The following is a 17,562-nucleotide window of genomic DNA, read 5'->3' as shown; positions in this document are numbered from 1 at the left end:
GTTCATGGCTCAAGTCACCCTCAAAGGCAACCCGGTCCAAGTCAACGGCCAGTTGCCACAAGCCGGTTCCAAGGCGCCAGCCTTTTCCCTGGTTGCCGGCAATCTGTCGGACGTTTCCCTGAAGGACTTCGCCGGCAAGCGCAAAGTGCTGAACATTTTCCCGAGCGTCGACACACCGACCTGCGCCACCTCCGTGCGCAAGTTCAATGCCCAGGCCAACGAGCTGAACAACACCGTGGTGCTGTGCATCTCCGCCGACCTGCCATTTGCCCAGGCGCGTTTCTGCGGTGCCGAAGGCCTGGAAAACGTCCAGAACCTGTCCACCCTGCGCGGCGCCGAATTCATTCAGAACTACGGCGTGGCGATTGCCGACGGCCCACTGAAAGGCCTGACCGCCCGTGCCGTAGTGGTGCTGGACGAAAACGACACCGTGCTGCACAGCGAGCTGGTCAAGGAAATCGCTGAAGAGCCGAACTACGACGCGGCCCTGGCTGTTCTGAAATAAATAGCATGAAATAAGGTATTTATTACAATTGTTAACGGCCTGGCCTTGTCCAGGCCGTTTTCTTTTGTGCTTCAAGGCCTTAGCTGTCTATTCGAAAGGTAAGCCCAACGTAAATTGCCGGTAAAGGCGCTTTGCTAAATACCCGCCAGTGCTTATCGTTCAGCCTCCCGTAAAAGAAGTTCACGCGCCCAATGGTTGATCACTCCATGCAATCCTCTGTTTCCCGCAATTCCCGTCGCTGGCTGTTCGGCCTGTTCGTCCTGCTGGTCGTTGCGGCGCTGGCCTGGAAATTCTGGCCCGGTGGCTCGGCCCAGAAACCTGGGGCAGGGGACAAGGCTGCGGCGGGGCACGTGGGCCGCTCCGGTGGCATGCGACCAGGGTTCGGCGGGGCGACGGGGCCAATCCCGGTGCGGGTGGCGCCGGCGGTGACCGGGGATTTCCCGCTGTACTTCAAGGCGCTGGGTACGGTCACGGCCCTCAACACCATCAACGTGCGCAGCCGCGTGGGTGGCGAGTTGGTCAAGATCGCCTTCGAAGAGGGGCAAATGGTCAAGGCCGGGGACTTGCTGGCCGAGATCGACCCACGCCCGTACCAGAACGCCTTGCTCCAGGCCGAAGGCACGTTGTTGCAGAACCAGGCCCAACTGAAAAATGCCCAGGTCGACCTTGAGCGCTATCGCGGCCTGTACGCCGAAGACAGTATTGCCAAGCAGACCCTCGACACTGCAGCCGCGCTGGTGGGCCAGTACCAGGGCACGGTCAAGACCAATCAGGCGGCGGTCAACGACGCCAAGCTCAACCTGGAATTCACCAAGATCCGCGCGCCGATTGCCGGCCGCGTAGGCTTGCGGCAACTGGACATCGGCAACCTGGTGGCGGCCAACGACACCACGGCCCTGGCGGTCATCACCCAGACCCAACCCATCAGCGTCGTGTTCACCTTGCCGGAGAACAACCTCGATACGGTGCTCGCCCGTTATCGCAGCGGGGCGAAGCTGCCCGTCGAAGCCTGGGACCGGGGCGACGTGAAACTCCAGGCCAGCGGTGTGTTGCAAAGCTTGGACAACCAGATCGATGTCACCACCGGCACCTTGAAGTTCAAGGCACGCTACGACAACCGCGACCAGTCGCTGTTCCCCAACCAGTTCGTCAATGTCCACCTGCTGGCCGACACTCTCAAAGGCGTGGTCCTGGCGCCGACGGCGGCCATCCAGTTCGGCACCAATGGCACCTTTGTCTACGCCTTGGAGGGCGACAAGAAGGTCACCATCAAGAAGCTGAAGATCGGTGCCAGCGACGGTGCGAACACCGTGGTCACCGAAGGCCTGGTCGCTGGCGATCGGGTGGTGCTCGAAGGCACCGATCGTTTGAAGGAAGGCAGTGAAGTGGAAGTGGTCAACGACAGCCAGGACGTGCCCACCACGCCGACCGAGCACCTGCAGGGCAAGTCCGCGGCGGCGCCTGCTGAGCCGGCCACGGCCGACAAGGCGAACAAGGGCGGCGCATGAATATCTCGCGGCTGTTCATCCTTCGCCCGGTCGCCACTACCCTGAGCATGCTGGCGATCATCCTCGCCGGCCTGATCGCTTACCGGTTGCTGCCGGTGTCGGCATTGCCCCAGGTCGACTACCCGACCATCCGCGTGATGACCCTGTACCCGGGCGCCAGTCCCGATGTGATGACCAGTGCGGTCACCGCGCCCCTGGAGCGGCAGTTCGGGCAGATGCCGGGCCTGACGCAAATGGCCTCCACCAGTTCCGGCGGCGCGTCGGTGATTACCCTGCGCTTCAACCTCGACATCAACATGGACGTTGCCGAGCAACAGGTGCAGGCCGCGATCAATGCCGCCACCAACCTGCTGCCCACGGACCTGCCGGCGCCGCCGGTGTACAACAAGGTCAACCCGGCCGACACCCCGGTGCTGACCCTGGCGATCACCTCCAAGACCATGCTGCTGCCCAAGCTCAATGACTTGGTGGACACCCGCATGGCGCAGAAAATCGCCCAGATCAGCGGCGTCGGCATGGTCACCATCGCCGGTGGCCAGCGCCAGGCCGTGCGAATCAAGGTCAACCCCGAGGCCCTGGCGGCCAACGGCCTGAACCTGGCGGATGTGCGCACGTTGATCGGTGCCTCCAACGTCAACCAGCCCAAGGGCAACTTCGACGGCCCGACCCGGGTCTCGATGCTCGACGCCAACGACCAGTTGACCTCGCCCAAGGACTACGCCGAGCTGATCCTGGCCTACGCCAATGGCGCGCCGTTGCGGCTCAAGGACGTGGCGCAGATCGTCGACGGGGCCGAAAACGAACGCCTTGCCGCCTGGGCCAACGAAAACCAGGCCGTGCTGCTGAACATCCAGCGCCAGCCGGGGGCCAATGTCATCGAGGTGGTGGACCGGATCAAGGCCCTGCTGCCGAGCATCACCGATAACCTGCCGGCCGGCCTGGACGTCACCGTGCTGACCGACCGCACCCAAACCATCCGCGCCTCGGTCACCGACGTGCAGCACGAGTTGCTGATCGCCATCGCCCTGGTGGTCATGGTGACATTCCTGTTCCTGCGTCGCGTCAGTGCCACGATCATCCCGTCGGTGGCCGTGCCGTTGTCGCTGATCGGCACCTTCGGCGTGATGTACCTGGCTGGTTTCTCCATCAATAACCTGACCCTGATGGCCCTGACCATCGCCACCGGTTTCGTGGTGGACGACGCCATCGTCATGCTGGAGAACATCGCCCGCTTCATCGAGGAGGGCGACAGCCCGTTGCAGGCCGCGCTAAAGGGCGCGAAGCAGATCGGTTTCACGCTGATTTCCCTGACGCTGTCGCTGATCGCCGTGCTGATCCCGCTGTTGTTCATGGCCGATGTGGTCGGGCGCTTGTTCCGCGAATTCGCCATCACGCTTGCGGTGGCGATCCTGATTTCCCTGGTGGTGTCCCTGACCCTGACGCCGATGATGTGCGCCCGCTTGCTCAAGCGTGAGCCCAAGGAGGCCGAGCAGGGCCGTTTCTACCGTGCCAGCGGCGCCTGGATCGACTGGCTGATCGCCGCCTATGGGCGCAAGTTGCAGTGGGTGCTCAAGCATCAGCCGCTGACCTTGCTGGTGGCGGTGGGCAGCCTGGTGCTGACGGTGGTGCTGTACCTGGCCGTGCCCAAGGGCTTTTTCCCGGTGCAGGACACCGGGGTGATCCAGGGCATTTCCGAGGCACCGCAATCGATCTCCTTTGCTGCCATGAGCGAGCGTCAGCAGCAACTGGCCAAGGTGATCCTCGCCGACCCGGCGGTGCAGAGCCTGTCGTCCTACATCGGCGTGGACGGCGACAACGCCACGCTCAATAGTGGGCGCCTGCTGATCAACCTCAAGCCCCACAGCGAACGGGATGACAGCGCCACCGATATCATTGCCCGCTTGCAGCCACAGCTGGATCGACTGGTGGGCATTCGCCTGTTCATGCAGCCGGTGCAGGACCTGACCATCGAAGACAGGGTCAGCCGTACCCAATACCAGTTCAGCCTGTCATCGCCGGACGCCGAATTGCTCAGCCTCTGGAGTGGGCGCCTGGTCGAGGCCCTGGGCCGCCAACCGGAACTGACCGACGTGGCCAGCGACCTGCAGGACAAGGGCTTGCAGGTCTACCTGGTGATCGATCGCGACGCGGCTTCACGCCTGGGCGTCTCGGTGTCGAACATCACCGATGCGCTGTATGACGCTTTCGGTCAGCGGCAGATTTCTACCATCTACACCCAGGCCAGCCAGTACCGCGTGGTATTGCAGGCCCAGGCCGGGGAACGGCTCGGGCCGCAGGCGCTGGACCAGATCCACGTCAAGACCACCGATGGCGGGCAGGTACGGTTGTCGAGCCTGGCCCGGGTCGAAGAGCGCCAGGCACAACTGGCGATTGCCCACATCGGCCAGTTTCCAGCGGTGATGATGTCGTTCAACCTGGCGCCGGGCGTGGCCTTGGGGCATGCGGTGGAGGTGATCGAAAAGGTCCAGCAGGACATTGGCATGCCGGTGGGTGTGCAGACCGAATTCCAGGGTGCGGCCCAGGCGTTCCAGGCGTCGTTGTCGAGTACCTTGCTGCTGATCCTCGCGGCGGTGGTGACCATGTACATCGTCCTGGGCGTGCTGTACGAGAGTTACATCCACCCGATCACCATCCTTTCCACCTTGCCCTCGGCGGCCATCGGCGCCTTGCTGGCGTTGATCCTCAGCGGCAATGACCTGGGCATGATCGCGATCATCGGCATCATCCTGTTGATCGGCATTGTCAAGAAGAACGCGATCATGATGATCGACTTCGCCCTCGACGCCGAGCGCAACCAGGGCATGGACCCACAGACGGCGATCTACCAGGCGGCGTTGCTGCGTTTCCGGCCGATCCTGATGACCACCCTGGCGGCCTTGTTCGGCGCGGTGCCGCTGATGCTCGCCACCGGTTCCGGCGCCGAACTGCGCCAGCCCCTCGGCTTGGTGATGGTGGGCGGGTTGTTGGTGAGCCAGGTCTTGACGTTGTTCACCACGCCGGTGATCTACCTGTACTTCGATCGACTGGGGCGGCGGTTCGCCAGGCCGGATGCGAAAGAGGTGGGGGTATGATGGCGGCGCCCGGAATCCCGGAGCATGAGGGCTTTCTGTGGCGAGGGAGCTTGCTCCCGCTGGGCTGTGGGAGCAAAGCTTGCTCGCGAAACAGGCGCCTCGATTCTGCAAGACCGCATCGCGTCCATCGCGGGCAAGCCTTGCTCCCACATAGCGGGAGCCAGCTCCCTCGCCACAAAAGCCTTTATCGTTTGTCGCCTGAAGCCTGGGGCAGCCGTTTATGAACCTCTCCGGCCCGTTCATCCGCCGCCCGGTAGCGACCATGCTCCTGAGCTTCGCCATCATGCTCCTCGGTGGCGTGTGTTTCGGCCTGCTGCCGGTTTCGCCCCTGCCGCAAATGGACTTCCCGGTGATCGTGGTCCAGGCCAACTTGCCAGGGGCCAGCCCCGAGGTGATGGCATCGACGGTGGCAACGCCGCTGGAGCGTTCCTTCGGCGCTATCGCCGGGGTCAATACCATGAGCAGCCGTTCCAGCCAGGGTTCTACGCGGGTCATCCTGCAATTCGACCTGGACCGCGACATCAACGGCGCCGCCCGGGAAGTGCAGGCGGCCATCAATGCGTCGCGCAACCTGTTGCCCAGCGGCATGCGCAGCATGCCCACCTACAAGAAGGTCAACCCGTCCCAGGCGCCGATCATGGTGCTGTCGCTGACCTCGGATGTGTTGGAAAAAGGCCAGCTCTACGACCTGGCGTCGACCATCCTGTCCCAGAGCCTGTCCCAGGTGTCGGGCGTAGGCGAGGTGCAGATCGGTGGCAGCTCGTTGCCGGCGGTGCGTATCGAGCTGGAGCCACAGTTGCTTAATCAGTACGGCGTGGCCCTGGACGATGTGCGTAAGGCCATTGCCGACAGCAACGTGCGCCGGCCCAAGGGTTCGGTGGAGGATGATCGGCGCATGTGGCAGGTCCAGGCCAACGACCAGTTGGAAAAAGCCAAGGACTACGAAACGCTGATCATCCGCTACCAGGACGGCTCGGTGCTACGGCTCAAGGACGTGGCGAAAGTCACCGACAGCGTCGAGGACCGCTACAACAGCGGTTTCTTCAACAACGATGCCGCTGTGCTGCTGGTGATCAACCGCCAGGCTGGCGCCAACATCATCGAGACGGTCAACGAGATCAAGGCGCAACTACCGGCGTTGCAGGCGGTGCTGCCGGCCAGCGTCAAGCTGAACCTGGCGATGGACCGCTCGCCGGTGATCAAGGCCACCCTGCATGAAGCGGAAATGACCTTGCTGATCGCCGTGGCCCTGGTGGTGCTGGTGGTGTTCCTGTTCCTCGGCAATTTCCGCGCCTCACTCATCCCGACCCTGGCGGTGCCGGTGTCGCTGGTGGGCACGTTTGCGGTGATGTACCTGTACGGTTTTTCCCTGAACAACCTGTCGCTGATGGCGCTGATCCTGGCGACCGGGCTGGTGGTGGACGACGCCATCGTGGTGCTGGAGAACATTTCCCGGCACATCGACGAAGGCGTGCCACCGATGGAGGCGGCGTACCGGGGAGCCGAGGAGGTGGGCTTTACCCTGCTGTCGATGAACGTCTCGCTGGTGGCGGTGTTCCTGTCGATCCTGTTCATGGGCGGCATCATCGAGAGCCTGTTCCGTGAATTCTCCATCACCCTGGCGGCGTCCATCGTGGTGTCGCTGGTGGTCTCGCTGACCCTCACGCCGATGCTCTGCGCCCGCTGGCTCAAGCCCCACCTGCCAGGGCAGGAAAACCGCTTGCAGCGCTGGAGCCAGGGGCTCAATGAGCGGATGGTCCGTGGCTACGCCACCAGCCTGGACTGGGTGCTGCGTCATCGGCGCCTGACCTTGCTGAGCCTGCTGGTGACCATCGGCGTGAACGTCGCGTTGTATGTGGTGGTGCCGAAGACCTTCATGCCGCAGCAGGACACCGGCCAACTGATCGGTTTCGTGCGTGGCGACGATGGGCTGTCGTTCAACGTGATGCAGCCGAAGATGGAGATCTTCCGTCGTGCCGTGCTCAAGGACGAGGCGGTGCAAAGCGTCGCCGGTTTCATCGGCGGCAACAACGGCACCAACAACGCCTTCATGCTGGTGCGCCTCAAGCCGATCAAGGAGCGCGGGATTTCCGCGCAGAAAGTCATCGAGCGCCTGCGCAAGGAAATGCCCAAGGTCCCCGGCGGCCAATTGATGTTGATGGCCGACCAGGATTTGCAGTTCGGTGGCGGTCGCGAACAGACCACTTCGCAGTACTCCTACATTTTGCAAAGCGCCGACCTGGCCTCGTTGCGCACTTGGTACCCCAAGGTCGTGGCGGCCTTCCGGGCCTTGCCGGAGCTGACTGCCATCGACGCCCGCGACGGTGGCGGGGCGCAGCAGGTGACGTTGGTGGTGGATCGCGACCAGGCCAAGCGCTTGGGCATCGACATGGATATGGTCACCGCGGTGCTCAATAACGCCTACAGCCAGCGGCAGATTTCCACCATCTATGACAGCCTCAACCAGTACCAGGTGGTGATGGAGGTCAATCCCAAGTACGCCCAGGACCCGAGTACGCTCGAACAGGTCCAGGTGATCACCGCCGATGGCGCGAGGGTGCCGCTGTCGGCCATTGCCCATTACGAGAACAGCCTGGAGGATGACCGGGTCAGCCATGAAGGCCAGTTTGCGTCCGAGGGTATTTCTTTCGACATGGCCGAAGGTGTCACGGTGGAGCAGGGCACCGCGGCCATCGAGCGGGCGATTACCAAGCTCGGGATGCCCGAGGATGTCATCGCGAAAATGGCCGGCACCGCCGACGCGTTCGCGGCCACCCAGAAGAGCCAGCCGTTCATGATTCTCGGCGCGTTGCTGGCGGTGTATCTGGTGCTGGGGGTGCTGTATGAAAGCTACATTCATCCGCTGACCATCCTGTCCACCTTGCCATCGGCCGGGGTCGGCGCCTTACTGTCGATCTACGCATTGGGTAGCGAGTTCAGCCTGATCTCGCTGTTGGGGCTGTTCCTGCTGATCGGCGTGGTGAAGAAAAACGCCATCCTGATGATTGATCTGGCGCTGCAATTGGAGCGTGCCGGGCAGACGCCGCTGGAATCGATCCGCAGCGCCTGCCTGCTGCGGTTGCGGCCGATTTTGATGACCACACTGGCGGCGATCCTTGGCGCCTTGCCGCTGCTGCTCGGCGCCGCCGAAGGCTCGGAAATGCGCCAGCCGCTGGGCCTGACCATCATCGGTGGGCTGGTGTTCAGCCAGGTGCTGACGCTCTACACCACGCCGGTGGTTTACCTTTATCTCGACAAGCTGCGCCATCGCTTCAACCGCTGGCGTGGCGTGCGCACTGATGCTGCCCTGGAAACTCCGCTATGACCGACCGTTCGCCTTTCAATCTTGCCGCAACACTGGCGACCGTCCGTGGTTCGCGGGCGCTGAGCCTGGCGCTGTGCGTGGCGATGCTCAGCGCCTGCGCCATCGGCCCGGATTATCAGCGTCCCGCGGCGGCCGCCCCGGTGCAGTACAAGGAGGCCCAGGGCTGGCGCCAGGCCAACCCCAGCGATGCGCTGGCCCGGGGCGCCTGGTGGGAGCTCTACGGCGATACGCAACTCAATGGCCTGGTGGACAAGCTCAACGCGTCCAACCAGACCGTGGCCCAGGCCGAAGCCCAGTACCGGCAGGCCCGGGCACTGGTGCGCAATGCCCGTGGCGCCTTTTTCCCCACCGTGGACCTGACCGTTGGCAAGACGCGCTCCAGCCAGGGCACCGGCAGCAGCAGTTCGAGCTTGAGCAGTTCGTCCAGCGGCATTCGCGACACCTACAGTGCCCAGGCCGGCGTCAGCTGGGAGGCCGATGTGTGGGGCAAGTTGCGCCGCACCCTGGAAGCCGATGAGGCGAGCGCGCAAGCCAGTTTCGCCGATCTGGCGGCGATGCGTCTGAGCCAGCAATCGGAACTGGTGCAGAACTACTTGCAGTTGCGGGTGATCGATGAACAGAAGCGCCTGTTGCAGACCACCGTCGATAACTATCAACGCTCGCTGAAAATGACCGAAAACCAGTACCGCGCCGGGGTGTCCGGCAAGGACGCGGTGGCCCAGGCGCAGAACCAGCTCAAGACCACCCAGGGCGACCTGATCGACCTGATCTGGCAACGGGCCCAGTTCGAAAACGCCATCGCCGTACTCATCGGCCTGCCACCGGCCGAGTTCAACCTGGCCGAGACTGGAGATATTCCGTCGCTGCCGCAGATTCCGGTGGCGCTGCCGTCGCAACTGCTCGAACGCCGGCCGGACATCGCCTCGGCAGAGCGCTCGGTGATGGCCGCCAACGCCAACATCGGTGTCGCCAAGGCAGCGTATTACCCGGACCTGACCCTGAGCCTCAGTGGCGGCTACAGCAGCAGTACCTACGACAACTGGGTGAGCGTGCCGAACCGCTTCTGGTCGGTAGGGCCGCAATTGGCGATGACGCTGTTCGATGGCGGTCAGCGTTCGGCGGAAGTCGACCGCACCGTCGCGGCGTATGACCAGACCGTCGCCACCTATCGCCAGACCGTGCTCGACGGCTTGCGCGAAGTGGAAAACTACATGATCCAGCTCAAGGTGCTGGAAGACGAAGCCCGCGTGCGCCAGGAAGCCCTGGACGCCGCCCGGGAATCCCTGCGCCTGACCCAGAACCAGTACAAGGCCGGGCTGATCGCCTACCTCGACGTGGTCACCGTCCAGGCCACCGCGCTGAGCAACGAACGCAGCATGCTGAGCCTGCAACAGAGCCGCTTGATTGCCAGCGTACAGTTGATTGCGGCGTTGGGTGGTGGGTGGGATGGGCAGTTGCAGGCAAGTGAATAACGGCTGAACGCTGTGATTCCCTGTGGGAGCGAGCTTGCTCGCGATGGCGGCGGCACAATCGACATCACTGCAAACTGAACCACCGCTATCGCGAGCAAGCTCGCTCCCACAATGGCTTGCGGTGAGGCCAGTCCCGCTTTTGGCCGATGCACTGCCTACGTCCCATCGCAATGGCTTGTTATAGTTCAGGCCTCTTTTCAACCGGTAAAGGATCACTGCCATGTCGCAATACCAAGCGTTCCACGTCGAACTTGCAGACAACATCGCCCATGTGCAGATCAATCGTCCGGAAAAGATCAACGCGATGAACGCCGCATTCTGGAGCGAGATCATCGAGATCTTCCAATGGATCGACGACACCGATGAGGCGCGGGTGGTGGTGCTCAGCGGTGCCGGCAAGCATTTTTCCTCAGGGATCGACCTGATGATGTTGGCAGGCGTGGCCAACGAGCTGGGCAAGGACGTAGGACGCAATGCACGGTTGCTGCGGCGCAAGATCCTGCAACTGCAAGCTTCGTTCAACGCTGTGGACAATTGCCGCAAGCCCGTGCTCGCGGCCATCCAGGGTTATTGCCTGGGCGGTGCCATCGACCTGATTGCCGCGTGTGACATGCGGTATGCCGCCGAGGACGCGCAGTTTTCCATCAAGGAGATCGATATCGGCATGGCCGCCGATGTTGGCACATTGCAACGCTTGCCCCGGATCATCGGGGACGGCATGCTGCGTGAACTCGCTTATACGGGGCGCAACTTCGGTGCCGACGAAGCGCGCAGCATCGGCCTGGTCAATCGTGTCTACAGTGACACCGCCAGCCTGCTCGACGGCGTGATGGGCATCGCCCGGGAAATCGCCGCCAAGTCGCCGATTGCCGTGACCGGCACCAAGGCCATGATCAGCTACATGCGCGACCATAGCATCGACGACGGCCTGGAATACGTCGCCACCTGGAACGCCGCCATGTTGCAATCGACCGACCTGCGCGTGGCCATGGCCGCCCATATGAGCAAACAGAAACCCGAATTTCTGGATTGACTGACCATGATTTCACGCTGGACCACCGCAGTACTCGATACCGATCTTCCTGGCGGCTGGGCCGTGGCCCGCAGCCCGGAAGGCTTTCTGTTCGATGACAACGGCGCGCTGTTTCCCCGCGAATGGCTCAAGCGCCAAGACCTGGCGATCCTCGCCGAGCATGGCATCGGTCACCTGGATGGCGAGCCGGTCTACCTGTTGGAGTTGCACAGCCCGCTGGACATCCCCGGTTGCAACTGGAAAGGCCTGCGGGCCTTCATGCTCGAGGATGACCACACACTGTACAAAGTGTTGGGCTACGCCGCACAGATCGGCACCTGGGCTCGGGAGCATCGTTTCTGCGGCAGTTGCGGCAAGCGCATGAGTCAGATCCGGCTGGAGCGGGCGATGTATTGCGATGTCTGTGATCTGCGCCATTACCCGCGGATCTCACCGAGCATGATCGTGTTGATCACCCGCGGCGATGAAGTCCTGCTGGCCCGTTCACCGCGTTTCGTCACGGGTGTCTACAGCACCCTGGCCGGGTTTGCCGAGCCCGGCGAGTCGGCCGAGGATTGCCTGGTGCGCGAGGTCCGTGAAGAAGTCAGTATCGAGGTGAAGAACATCCAGTACATGGGCAGCCAATGCTGGCCGTTTCCCCATTCGATGATGCTGGGTTTTCACGCTGAATATGCCGGCGGCGACATCGTGCCTCAGGAAGATGAAATCGAGGACGCCCAATGGTTCAACGTCCACGACCTGCCGCCGTTGCCGGCCTCGCGCTCGATCGCCCGCTACCTGATCGACCTTTACGTGGCGCGGCGCTTAGGCCACGCTGAACCAGTGCTGCCAGGCTAGGCGCACGGTCAAGCCCAGCACCACGGTGATGAACACCGGTCGGATGAACTTCGCGCCGCCGCTGATGGCGGTGCGAGCGCCGAAGAACGCACCGACCATCACCGACAGGCCCATGCTCAGGCCGATGACCCAGTCCACTTGTCCGGAGAAGATGAACACCGACAGCGCCGCGATGTTGCTGACGAAATTCATGCTGCGCGCCACGCCACTGGCCTTGACCAGGTCGATGGGGTAGAGCAGCAGGCTGCTGACCGTCCAGAACGCACCGGTACCCGGCCCGGCCACGCCGTCATAGAAACCCAGGCTGAAGCCCTGGGGGGACTGCCATGTCTTCTTGATCGGTGCATCGCTGTCCAGCGGCGCCTTGGGCGTGCCGCCAAACAACAGATACAGGCCGCAGGCGAAGACGATCACCGGCAGCATCTTGTTCAGCCACTCGGCAGGCAGGTAATGGGCGACGATGGCGCCGGTCAGGGCCCCGACCAGTGTGCCGACGAGGGCGTGGGTCCACTGCCTTGGGTGGAACAGCTTGCGCTTGTAGAAGGTGAAGCTGGCCGTCGCCGAGCCGAAGGTCGAACTGAGTTTGTTGGTGCCCAGGACCAAGTGGGGTGGCAGGCCTGCGGTCAGCAGCGCCGGGGTGGTCAGCAGTCCGCCGCCACCGGCAATGGCATCGATGAAACCGGCAATGAAGGCGACAACGGCAAGAATAGCGAGGGTAGTGAGGTCAACGCTGAGTTCAAAAGGCATGGAATGGGCTTATTTGGCAGGTCGCAGAAGGGCTGCGGGAAGGCCGGTATGTTACCCATAATGGTGCAGGGCTGCGACTGCCTCCAAGGCCTGTAACATCCCGTGGCGAGGGAGCTTGCTCCCGCTGGGTTGCGAAGCAGCCCAAAACCTTCGCACCCATGTGGCTGTCTGACGGAAGCTGACCGTTAGACGAATTTTTTTTGAAATCAAGGGGTTGTCAGCCTAGGCAAATGAGTACATAATTGCGCCCATCGAACGCACTGGGACGTAAAAAATCTCAATGTTTTCAAGGAGATAGCGCTGAGTAAGTGGCTGATTTCCTGATCAGGTTTGTACCGCGATTGATGTGGCTGCATCGCATCAAACGTCTTGAGGCCGAATAGCAAAATGGTTATGCAGTGGATTGCAAATCCACCTACGCCGGTTCGATTCCGACTTCGGCCTCCACTTTTAAAAAGCTCTGTAGATCTATGATTTACGGAGCTTTTTTATTTCGAAGCATTTGAAAGGTTTTGTCTTGAAAAGGGCATAAGCTACCTTGCTTCACAGGGGAGGGATGTATATATTCCCCCTCTTGCTGCACCAGCCAGGGCATCGGCCATCAGATTCTGCCGACGCTCCCATGGCTAACCGCGCTACCGCCCGAATGGCGAAACTGGTAGACGCATGGGACTTAAAATCCCCCGCTCGTAAGGGCGTGCCGGTTCGATTCCGGCTTCGGGCACCATCTAAAATCAAGGGTTTGCGAGCGAAAGCTAATGCAAACCCTTGTTCGTTTGTGCTTCTGAAAACTGCCATGAACGGAACCAAAGCCTCGGGGTATTTTCAGGCGTGAACCTCTACACTCGGCGCTGAGATTAGCAAGGTGCAGTGCCCAGGCGGATATCTCCCGTCCAGGCCCGCCCAGCACGCTGATCCTTAACCATGGAGAGGTATCGAGTGAAAACAATCGCAACGATGAGCCTGTTGGCCTTGATGAGCAGCAGCACTGTACACGCCGGGGAGACAACGTCCGCTGATGGGAAAACCCTCGCTGTGAACTTTGGCGAGCCGACCGTCAAGCAGGTTCTGCACTATCGGAAAATGTACGACAAGAAGCCTTTTCCCGATGCGGAAATTTATTACTACAGCAACGGTTTATACAAAATCATCTCTCAGGGAGAAAATCATTACGGTGTCTACGTCTTGCAGGGCCAACACACCGACGAGACCTACACCGTGAAGTTTATCTCCCTGCCTTCCCCGGACTGGGGTAATAAAACCGCGTATCACCAGCTCACCTTCATTCGAGGTGATGCACAGAACGTGTTTATCCAGAACGCGATTGTCGACACTGGCGAGGCCATAGCGCAGCAGAACGGGACCTACACGCAGGAAAAGAATACGGTGCTCAATCCCATCAGCACTGCCTGGACCAAGAAGTGAGCCCATCTCGCTAATTGTTGTTAAGTGACGTTATAAAACAATAGGTTGCATGATATTCATCATGCAACCTATTCGATGTGAGACAGCGTTTACCGGCTCGTCACAACCGTCGGCGAAACGCCTCGAGAATGTCCCGCATGCCTTTTTTCATCTGCAACTGAGCAATGGCATCCAACGGGTGCCAGAGGCAGTCGCTGATTTCATTCTGTGGCCGGGCTGACGTCGAGTCGCTGACTGACGCTTCGAATACGTGATGCTCGGTTTGCCCATCACTGATTCGCATCAGGTAGAGCAGGTTCTCGACATCCAGGCCCGTTTCCTCTGCCAATTCCCGGGTGGCTGCCTCAGCATGGGTCTCGCCGCGTTCGACGGTACCGCCGGGTAGCGCCCAACGACTGTTGGCTTTGCGAACCAGCAGGATGTGGCGATTGTCCTCGCAGATGACGGTCGCTCGAATTTTCATGGTGGTGTTCGATCCGTGACTGTCATTAAACTGAAATATATCTGCAATATTTGAGCATGGCATCAATCTCTTCGTTCAAATATCGATTTTTCAGGGGTCCTATCCGTACGACCACGACGGGGCGGGAACGACTGAGTTCATTTGAGGCTGTCATCGCTTCAGTCGATCTTCTTTACCGTCAGCACCAGGCTTTCGACCGGCTATCGCCTCAAAGGGAATCAGCTTCGAAAAAATGAATCCATGTTGGGTGCAATGACCGGCCCCGGTAGCGGGAAGGAACGACAGATGACCACCGTTGAAGACTTCAAGGTCAAATCCCATGAGCTCCTGGTGGAGCTCGATGCGGCAACTGCGGAAATGATGCAGCTCATATGTGTCCATCAAATGAGCGGATCGACTTGGGATGAGGCGGTCCAGCGTCAGCATGAAGCCTACGAGCAGTGGGTTGCTTATCTGAACGAGCGGGGGTAGCTGCCATCTACGCGCCATGGACGAAAATTCTTTGAACGGCATCTGAACGGCTGTGCCTAATTCTTGGACCGACAAGAGGATTAGGCCATGTCTGAATTAGCCAGTTACTTCTGGATCGCTGTTGCGGTGCTGTTGCTGCTCGTGGATCTGTGGGCGATCGTCAGTGTCTTTCGGAGCGACAAATCGGCCGGGACCAAGGCCGGCTGGGCGCTGCTGCTGATCATCCTGCCGGTGTTGGGCCTGGTCATCTGGGGCGTCGCCGGCCCTCGTGGCATCAAAGAGGGGCCATCGTCACCGGAGCACAGCAAGGGCTAGAAACGAAAACTGCGCTGCGCGCCGGCTGTCACTGGTTTTTCCACTCGCCGCCGGTGCTTTCGCAGTCTTCCTGGGCCTGCTGCAACTGCTCGACCCCGTAGTAGTACCACGTCACTTTGGCATTATCGGGAAGGTTGGCCGATCCACCGTGCTTGTCTTTACTGGTTGAGCGCGGGTTGGCCAACGCTTCCTGGGTCAGCCTGGCTTGGCACGTCGCCACATACCCTTCGTCACAACCCTCGACTTTGCGCTTTTGGGTGCTGATCGTTCCCTTGCTTTCATTGCTGCAAGACCAATCCAGGGTTTCGGCAGGCACGCCTTTGTATTCGTAGCAGCTATGGCTTTCGATTACCGGAACCGACTGGCTCTGGGACTGGGTGATGACATCGCAGCCTTGGGCCATGACGGCGGCGGGGCTCGCACAAGCGATCAATAGCAGGACTCTGGCATTCATGTGATTCTCCCTTTTCGGCTTTTGCACCAGTACCTATCCATTTCGAGGCGCAAAAAATGATGGCGTTCCATCGGTTTGCCAACCGGTAGAACTCAAGGGGAAACACTTCTGACGTGAGGCGTCAGCGGAACTTGGGCAGTGGCGGTTCGGCGGGTTTGAGCGACGTCAACGCGCTCTGGATCGACGGGGCATCCTTGTCGATATCGTCGAGCCGGTCCCGGATACGCACCGCGGTAGGGTGCCCGCCTTGGTGGTCGACCCAATCGGCGATTTCCTTGCAGGCTGCCGTGAGCCTGGTCTGACGTGATTCCAGCAAAGTGAGCAGGGTGGTGATGGACTCTTTTTCGGACATGTCACACCTCCATTCAGGGTTGATGAGGCAGCACGAAACCCGCCAGGGGCGGGTCATGCTGTGGTTTAAGCGTAGTTGAGTTATTTCGGATCTGTCGAAGAATCCGGCGCCCGGTCAGACAACCGGCGCGCCGGAAACGGTACGCGTGATGTCAGCCGGATTCCTTGACCCAGGCTGGCGCGACGCTCGCCCGCCAGCGCACATCGGTAATGCCGTATTTTTCCGCAAGGGGCTTGGAAACCCGCTTGACCTTCTCCCTGCCGAATTTCGGTATGCGCCCGACCCCCGCGTCGCAACTGGCCCAATGCCAAGCCTCAGAGTTATTCATCGTTTCTGCGCGAATAATGAATGACTTGGGTTCGCCATGAAGCATGTAGTCAATGATGTAAAGCGATGGCCCGCCCATAAATCCTCCCTAATTAGTCCTATACGGATGGATACAAAGGCAATCGGAAAATTCCATCGAATTTCCAGACGGTCGCATTAATACCGACCAGGCTCAAGCGAGGGGCAACGGCAAATTTTGCGCACAGCCATTGTTCACAGCAAGGAACCAAACCCGGTTACCCTTCTCCAAGGTGGGCTTAAACACCGTCGGCCAGGGATCAAAGGCGAAGCAACGCGGCATCAACTAAAGGCAAAACATGAAAAAAATCGCCAGGGTCCTGTTTATAGCAGCCCTCGCCATCGGTTTATCGGGTTGCATTGGCACCCCCATCGAACTGACGCCGCAAACCGAACAACGCTTGCACGAACAACCCCCAATCCGTTTCCTGCTGACATTCGATGATGGGCCCAGCGCCTCGTCTATCTGGAACCCCAGCCTGGAGGTGCTGGACGCACTCGCAGACAACCCGGTACAGCCCGGCATCAAGGCGGTGTTTTTTCTGCAGACCCGCTCGCCACGGGCCGGTGGCAGCGATATTGGCCGCTCGGTGATGCATCGTGAGCAGCAGGAGGGCCATGTGCTGGCCTTTCATACGGCGACCTACTGGCACACCAATCACCGGTTCCTGAGCCCTGATGAGCTGGAGCAATCGCTTACCCAGGGCGGGAGTGATATTGCCGCCATGACTGGCGCGCCACCGTCCCTGGTAAGGCCTCCCTTCTGGAGCTTCGACAGGCGCACCGCTGCGGCCTATCGACAACATGGCCTGCACATTTTGTTGACCGACTTGAGCGCAAATGACGGCAAGGTCTGGGGCATTACGATGAGCCCTCGGCGGCGGATCAACCTGACCCGACAACTCTCCGAAGTGCGCGAGCGCATCGCCGCCGGGCAATTGCCAGCGGTGGATGGGGTCATCCCGGTGGTGGTGACCTTTCACGACATCAATCGTTATACCGCCCGACATGCCCGCGAATACCTGCAGATCCTGCTCGATAGCGCCAAGGCGAACGGTCTGAGGACCGCCGCCAGGCCGTTCTATGATGACCGCCAGGCACTGGAGCGAGCGGCCTTGGCCCGGACGGTCGATCACAGCGCTGAGCCCGTCCATTTGCCGGGGCTGTGGGACTGGTTGTGGGATTCGGATTCCCATTGAAGGCACCGCGAGTGCAGTC

The 17,562-nt window shown here is 60.9% G+C and carries 16 protein-coding genes and 2 tRNA genes; 13 read left to right on the top strand and 5 right to left on the bottom strand.

Annotation, left to right across the window (positions count from 1 at the left end; all coding sequences use genetic code 11):
- Window positions 1–4: 4 nt before the first annotated feature.
- The 7 genes from tpx to nudC all read left to right on the top strand — a co-directional run bounded on the left by tpx (window position 5) and on the right by nudC (window position 11,772).
- Window positions 5–505, top strand: coding sequence for a thiol peroxidase (gene tpx / locus AB4N80_RS20445; RefSeq protein WP_024779993.1), 501 nt, complete (start codon window positions 5–7; stop codon window positions 503–505).
- Window positions 506–696: 191 nt separating this feature from the next.
- Complete coding sequence (locus AB4N80_RS20440) at window positions 697–2,013, top strand: MdtA/MuxA family multidrug efflux RND transporter periplasmic adaptor subunit (RefSeq protein WP_122564638.1); 1,317 nt, start codon at window positions 697–699, stop codon at window positions 2,011–2,013.
- Window positions 2,010–5,105, top strand: a complete 3,096-nt coding sequence (locus AB4N80_RS20435) for an MdtB/MuxB family multidrug efflux RND transporter permease subunit (RefSeq protein WP_122564637.1) — start codon at window positions 2,010–2,012, stop codon at window positions 5,103–5,105. The genes AB4N80_RS20440 and AB4N80_RS20435 overlap by 4 nt, the downstream gene beginning before the upstream one ends.
- Window positions 5,106–5,325: 220 nt before the next feature.
- Window positions 5,326–8,430: an efflux RND transporter permease subunit gene (locus tag AB4N80_RS20430; RefSeq protein ID WP_305470940.1), complete on the top strand. Its 3,105-nt coding sequence runs from the start codon at window positions 5,326–5,328 to the stop codon at window positions 8,428–8,430.
- Complete coding sequence (locus tag AB4N80_RS20425) at window positions 8,427–9,902, top strand: efflux transporter outer membrane subunit (protein WP_122564635.1); 1,476 nt, start codon at window positions 8,427–8,429, stop codon at window positions 9,900–9,902. The genes AB4N80_RS20430 and AB4N80_RS20425 overlap by 4 nt, the downstream gene beginning before the upstream one ends.
- A 220-nt stretch (window positions 9,903–10,122) precedes the next feature.
- The gene (locus tag AB4N80_RS20420; protein WP_305470944.1) at window positions 10,123–10,935 is read left to right on the top strand and encodes a crotonase/enoyl-CoA hydratase family protein; all 813 of its coding nucleotides are present in this window, start codon (window positions 10,123–10,125) and stop codon (window positions 10,933–10,935) included.
- A 6-nt stretch (window positions 10,936–10,941) separates the two neighbouring features.
- Window positions 10,942–11,772 carry an NAD(+) diphosphatase gene (gene nudC / locus AB4N80_RS20415; protein ID WP_460078520.1) on the top strand — a complete coding sequence of 277 codons (831 nt, stop codon included), beginning with the start codon at window positions 10,942–10,944 and terminating at the stop codon, window positions 11,770–11,772.
- On the opposite strand, the gene AB4N80_RS20410 is transcribed toward nudC, so the two are convergent.
- On the bottom strand, window positions 11,740–12,519 hold the full coding sequence (locus AB4N80_RS20410) for a TSUP family transporter (protein WP_122564632.1): 780 nt from the start codon (window positions 12,517–12,519) through the stop codon (window positions 11,740–11,742). The two genes, nudC and AB4N80_RS20410, sit on opposite strands and share 33 nt — an antisense overlap.
- 373 nt (window positions 12,520–12,892) lie before the next feature.
- Here AB4N80_RS20410 and AB4N80_RS20405 point away from each other — a divergent pair.
- From AB4N80_RS20405 to AB4N80_RS20395, 3 genes are all read left to right on the top strand, one after another.
- A tRNA-Cys gene (locus AB4N80_RS20405) sits at window positions 12,893–12,966 on the top strand.
- 193 nt (window positions 12,967–13,159) lie between these two features.
- Window positions 13,160–13,246 (top strand) — tRNA-Leu (locus AB4N80_RS20400).
- A gap of 230 nt (window positions 13,247–13,476) precedes the next feature.
- Window positions 13,477–13,944, top strand: coding sequence for a hypothetical protein (locus AB4N80_RS20395; RefSeq protein WP_436278773.1), 468 nt, complete (start codon window positions 13,477–13,479; stop codon window positions 13,942–13,944).
- A gap of 100 nt (window positions 13,945–14,044) precedes the next feature.
- Here the strand turns inward: AB4N80_RS20395 and AB4N80_RS20390 are convergent, their stop codons facing one another.
- A complete protein-coding gene (locus AB4N80_RS20390; protein ID WP_122564630.1) occupies window positions 14,045–14,407 on the bottom strand; it encodes an NUDIX hydrolase in 363 nt (120 codons plus the stop codon).
- Between the two features lie 285 nt (window positions 14,408–14,692).
- Between AB4N80_RS20390 and AB4N80_RS20385 the strand changes: the two genes are divergently transcribed.
- A complete protein-coding gene (locus tag AB4N80_RS20385) occupies window positions 14,693–14,878 on the top strand; it encodes a hypothetical protein (protein ID WP_460078516.1) in 186 nt (61 codons plus the stop codon).
- Between the two features lie 87 nt (window positions 14,879–14,965).
- Window positions 14,966–15,193 (top strand): PLD nuclease N-terminal domain-containing protein, encoded by a 228-nt coding sequence (locus AB4N80_RS20380; RefSeq protein WP_042731642.1) that lies wholly within the window; start codon window positions 14,966–14,968, stop codon window positions 15,191–15,193.
- A gap of 28 nt (window positions 15,194–15,221) precedes the next feature.
- On the opposite strand, the gene AB4N80_RS20375 is transcribed toward AB4N80_RS20380, so the two are convergent.
- The 3 genes from AB4N80_RS20375 to AB4N80_RS20365 all read right to left on the bottom strand — a co-directional run bounded on the left by AB4N80_RS20375 (window position 15,222) and on the right by AB4N80_RS20365 (window position 16,405).
- Window positions 15,222–15,647, bottom strand: coding sequence for a hypothetical protein (locus tag AB4N80_RS20375; RefSeq protein ID WP_460078513.1), 426 nt, complete (start codon window positions 15,645–15,647; stop codon window positions 15,222–15,224).
- Between the two features lie 121 nt (window positions 15,648–15,768).
- The gene (locus AB4N80_RS20370) at window positions 15,769–15,999 is read right to left on the bottom strand and encodes a hypothetical protein (RefSeq protein ID WP_460078510.1); all 231 of its coding nucleotides are present in this window, start codon (window positions 15,997–15,999) and stop codon (window positions 15,769–15,771) included.
- 151 nt (window positions 16,000–16,150) lie between these two features.
- Complete coding sequence (locus AB4N80_RS20365) at window positions 16,151–16,405, bottom strand: DUF6555 family protein (protein ID WP_122564626.1); 255 nt, start codon at window positions 16,403–16,405, stop codon at window positions 16,151–16,153.
- A gap of 238 nt (window positions 16,406–16,643) precedes the next feature.
- Between AB4N80_RS20365 and AB4N80_RS20360 the strand changes: the two genes are divergently transcribed.
- The gene (locus AB4N80_RS20360; protein ID WP_354338727.1) at window positions 16,644–17,543 is read left to right on the top strand and encodes a polysaccharide deacetylase family protein; all 900 of its coding nucleotides are present in this window, start codon (window positions 16,644–16,646) and stop codon (window positions 17,541–17,543) included.
- Window positions 17,544–17,562: the final 19 nt, after the last annotated feature.

This window comes from Pseudomonas sp. H3_A02, from assembly GCF_054671965.1.
The sequence above is the reverse complement of the archived record's forward strand: the minus strand, read 5'-3'. Positions and strand labels throughout refer to the sequence as shown.

What these genes read in the sequence shown, in the direction of transcription:
- AB4N80_RS20435 (WP_122564637.1), top strand. Translation starts at nt 2,010, where the DNA reads ATGAATATCTCGCGGCTGTTCATCCTTCGCCCGGTCGCCACTACCCTG.
- AB4N80_RS20410 (WP_122564632.1), bottom strand. Translation starts at nt 12,519, where the DNA reads ATGCCTTTTGAACTCAGCGTTGACCTCACTACCCTCGCTATTCTTGCC.
- AB4N80_RS20385 (WP_460078516.1), top strand. Translation starts at nt 14,693, where the DNA reads ATGACCACCGTTGAAGACTTCAAGGTCAAATCCCATGAGCTCCTGGTG.
- AB4N80_RS20430 (WP_305470940.1), top strand. Translation starts at nt 5,326, where the DNA reads ATGAACCTCTCCGGCCCGTTCATCCGCCGCCCGGTAGCGACCATGCTC.
- AB4N80_RS20440 (WP_122564638.1), top strand. Translation starts at nt 697, where the DNA reads ATGGTTGATCACTCCATGCAATCCTCTGTTTCCCGCAATTCCCGTCGC.
- tpx (WP_024779993.1), top strand. Translation starts at nt 5, where the DNA reads ATGGCTCAAGTCACCCTCAAAGGCAACCCGGTCCAAGTCAACGGCCAG.
- AB4N80_RS20390 (WP_122564630.1), bottom strand. Translation starts at nt 14,407, where the DNA reads ATGAAAATTCGAGCGACCGTCATCTGCGAGGACAATCGCCACATCCTG.
- AB4N80_RS20375 (WP_460078513.1), bottom strand. Translation starts at nt 15,647, where the DNA reads ATGAATGCCAGAGTCCTGCTATTGATCGCTTGTGCGAGCCCCGCCGCC.
- AB4N80_RS20395 (WP_436278773.1), top strand. Translation starts at nt 13,477, where the DNA reads ATGAGCCTGTTGGCCTTGATGAGCAGCAGCACTGTACACGCCGGGGAG.
- AB4N80_RS20420 (WP_305470944.1), top strand. Translation starts at nt 10,123, where the DNA reads ATGTCGCAATACCAAGCGTTCCACGTCGAACTTGCAGACAACATCGCC.
- AB4N80_RS20360 (WP_354338727.1), top strand. Translation starts at nt 16,644, where the DNA reads ATGAAAAAAATCGCCAGGGTCCTGTTTATAGCAGCCCTCGCCATCGGT.
- AB4N80_RS20365 (WP_122564626.1), bottom strand. Translation starts at nt 16,405, where the DNA reads ATGGGCGGGCCATCGCTTTACATCATTGACTACATGCTTCATGGCGAA.
- AB4N80_RS20380 (WP_042731642.1), top strand. Translation starts at nt 14,966, where the DNA reads ATGTCTGAATTAGCCAGTTACTTCTGGATCGCTGTTGCGGTGCTGTTG.
- nudC (WP_460078520.1), top strand. Translation starts at nt 10,942, where the DNA reads ATGATTTCACGCTGGACCACCGCAGTACTCGATACCGATCTTCCTGGC.
- AB4N80_RS20370 (WP_460078510.1), bottom strand. Translation starts at nt 15,999, where the DNA reads ATGTCCGAAAAAGAGTCCATCACCACCCTGCTCACTTTGCTGGAATCA.
- AB4N80_RS20425 (WP_122564635.1), top strand. Translation starts at nt 8,427, where the DNA reads ATGACCGACCGTTCGCCTTTCAATCTTGCCGCAACACTGGCGACCGTC.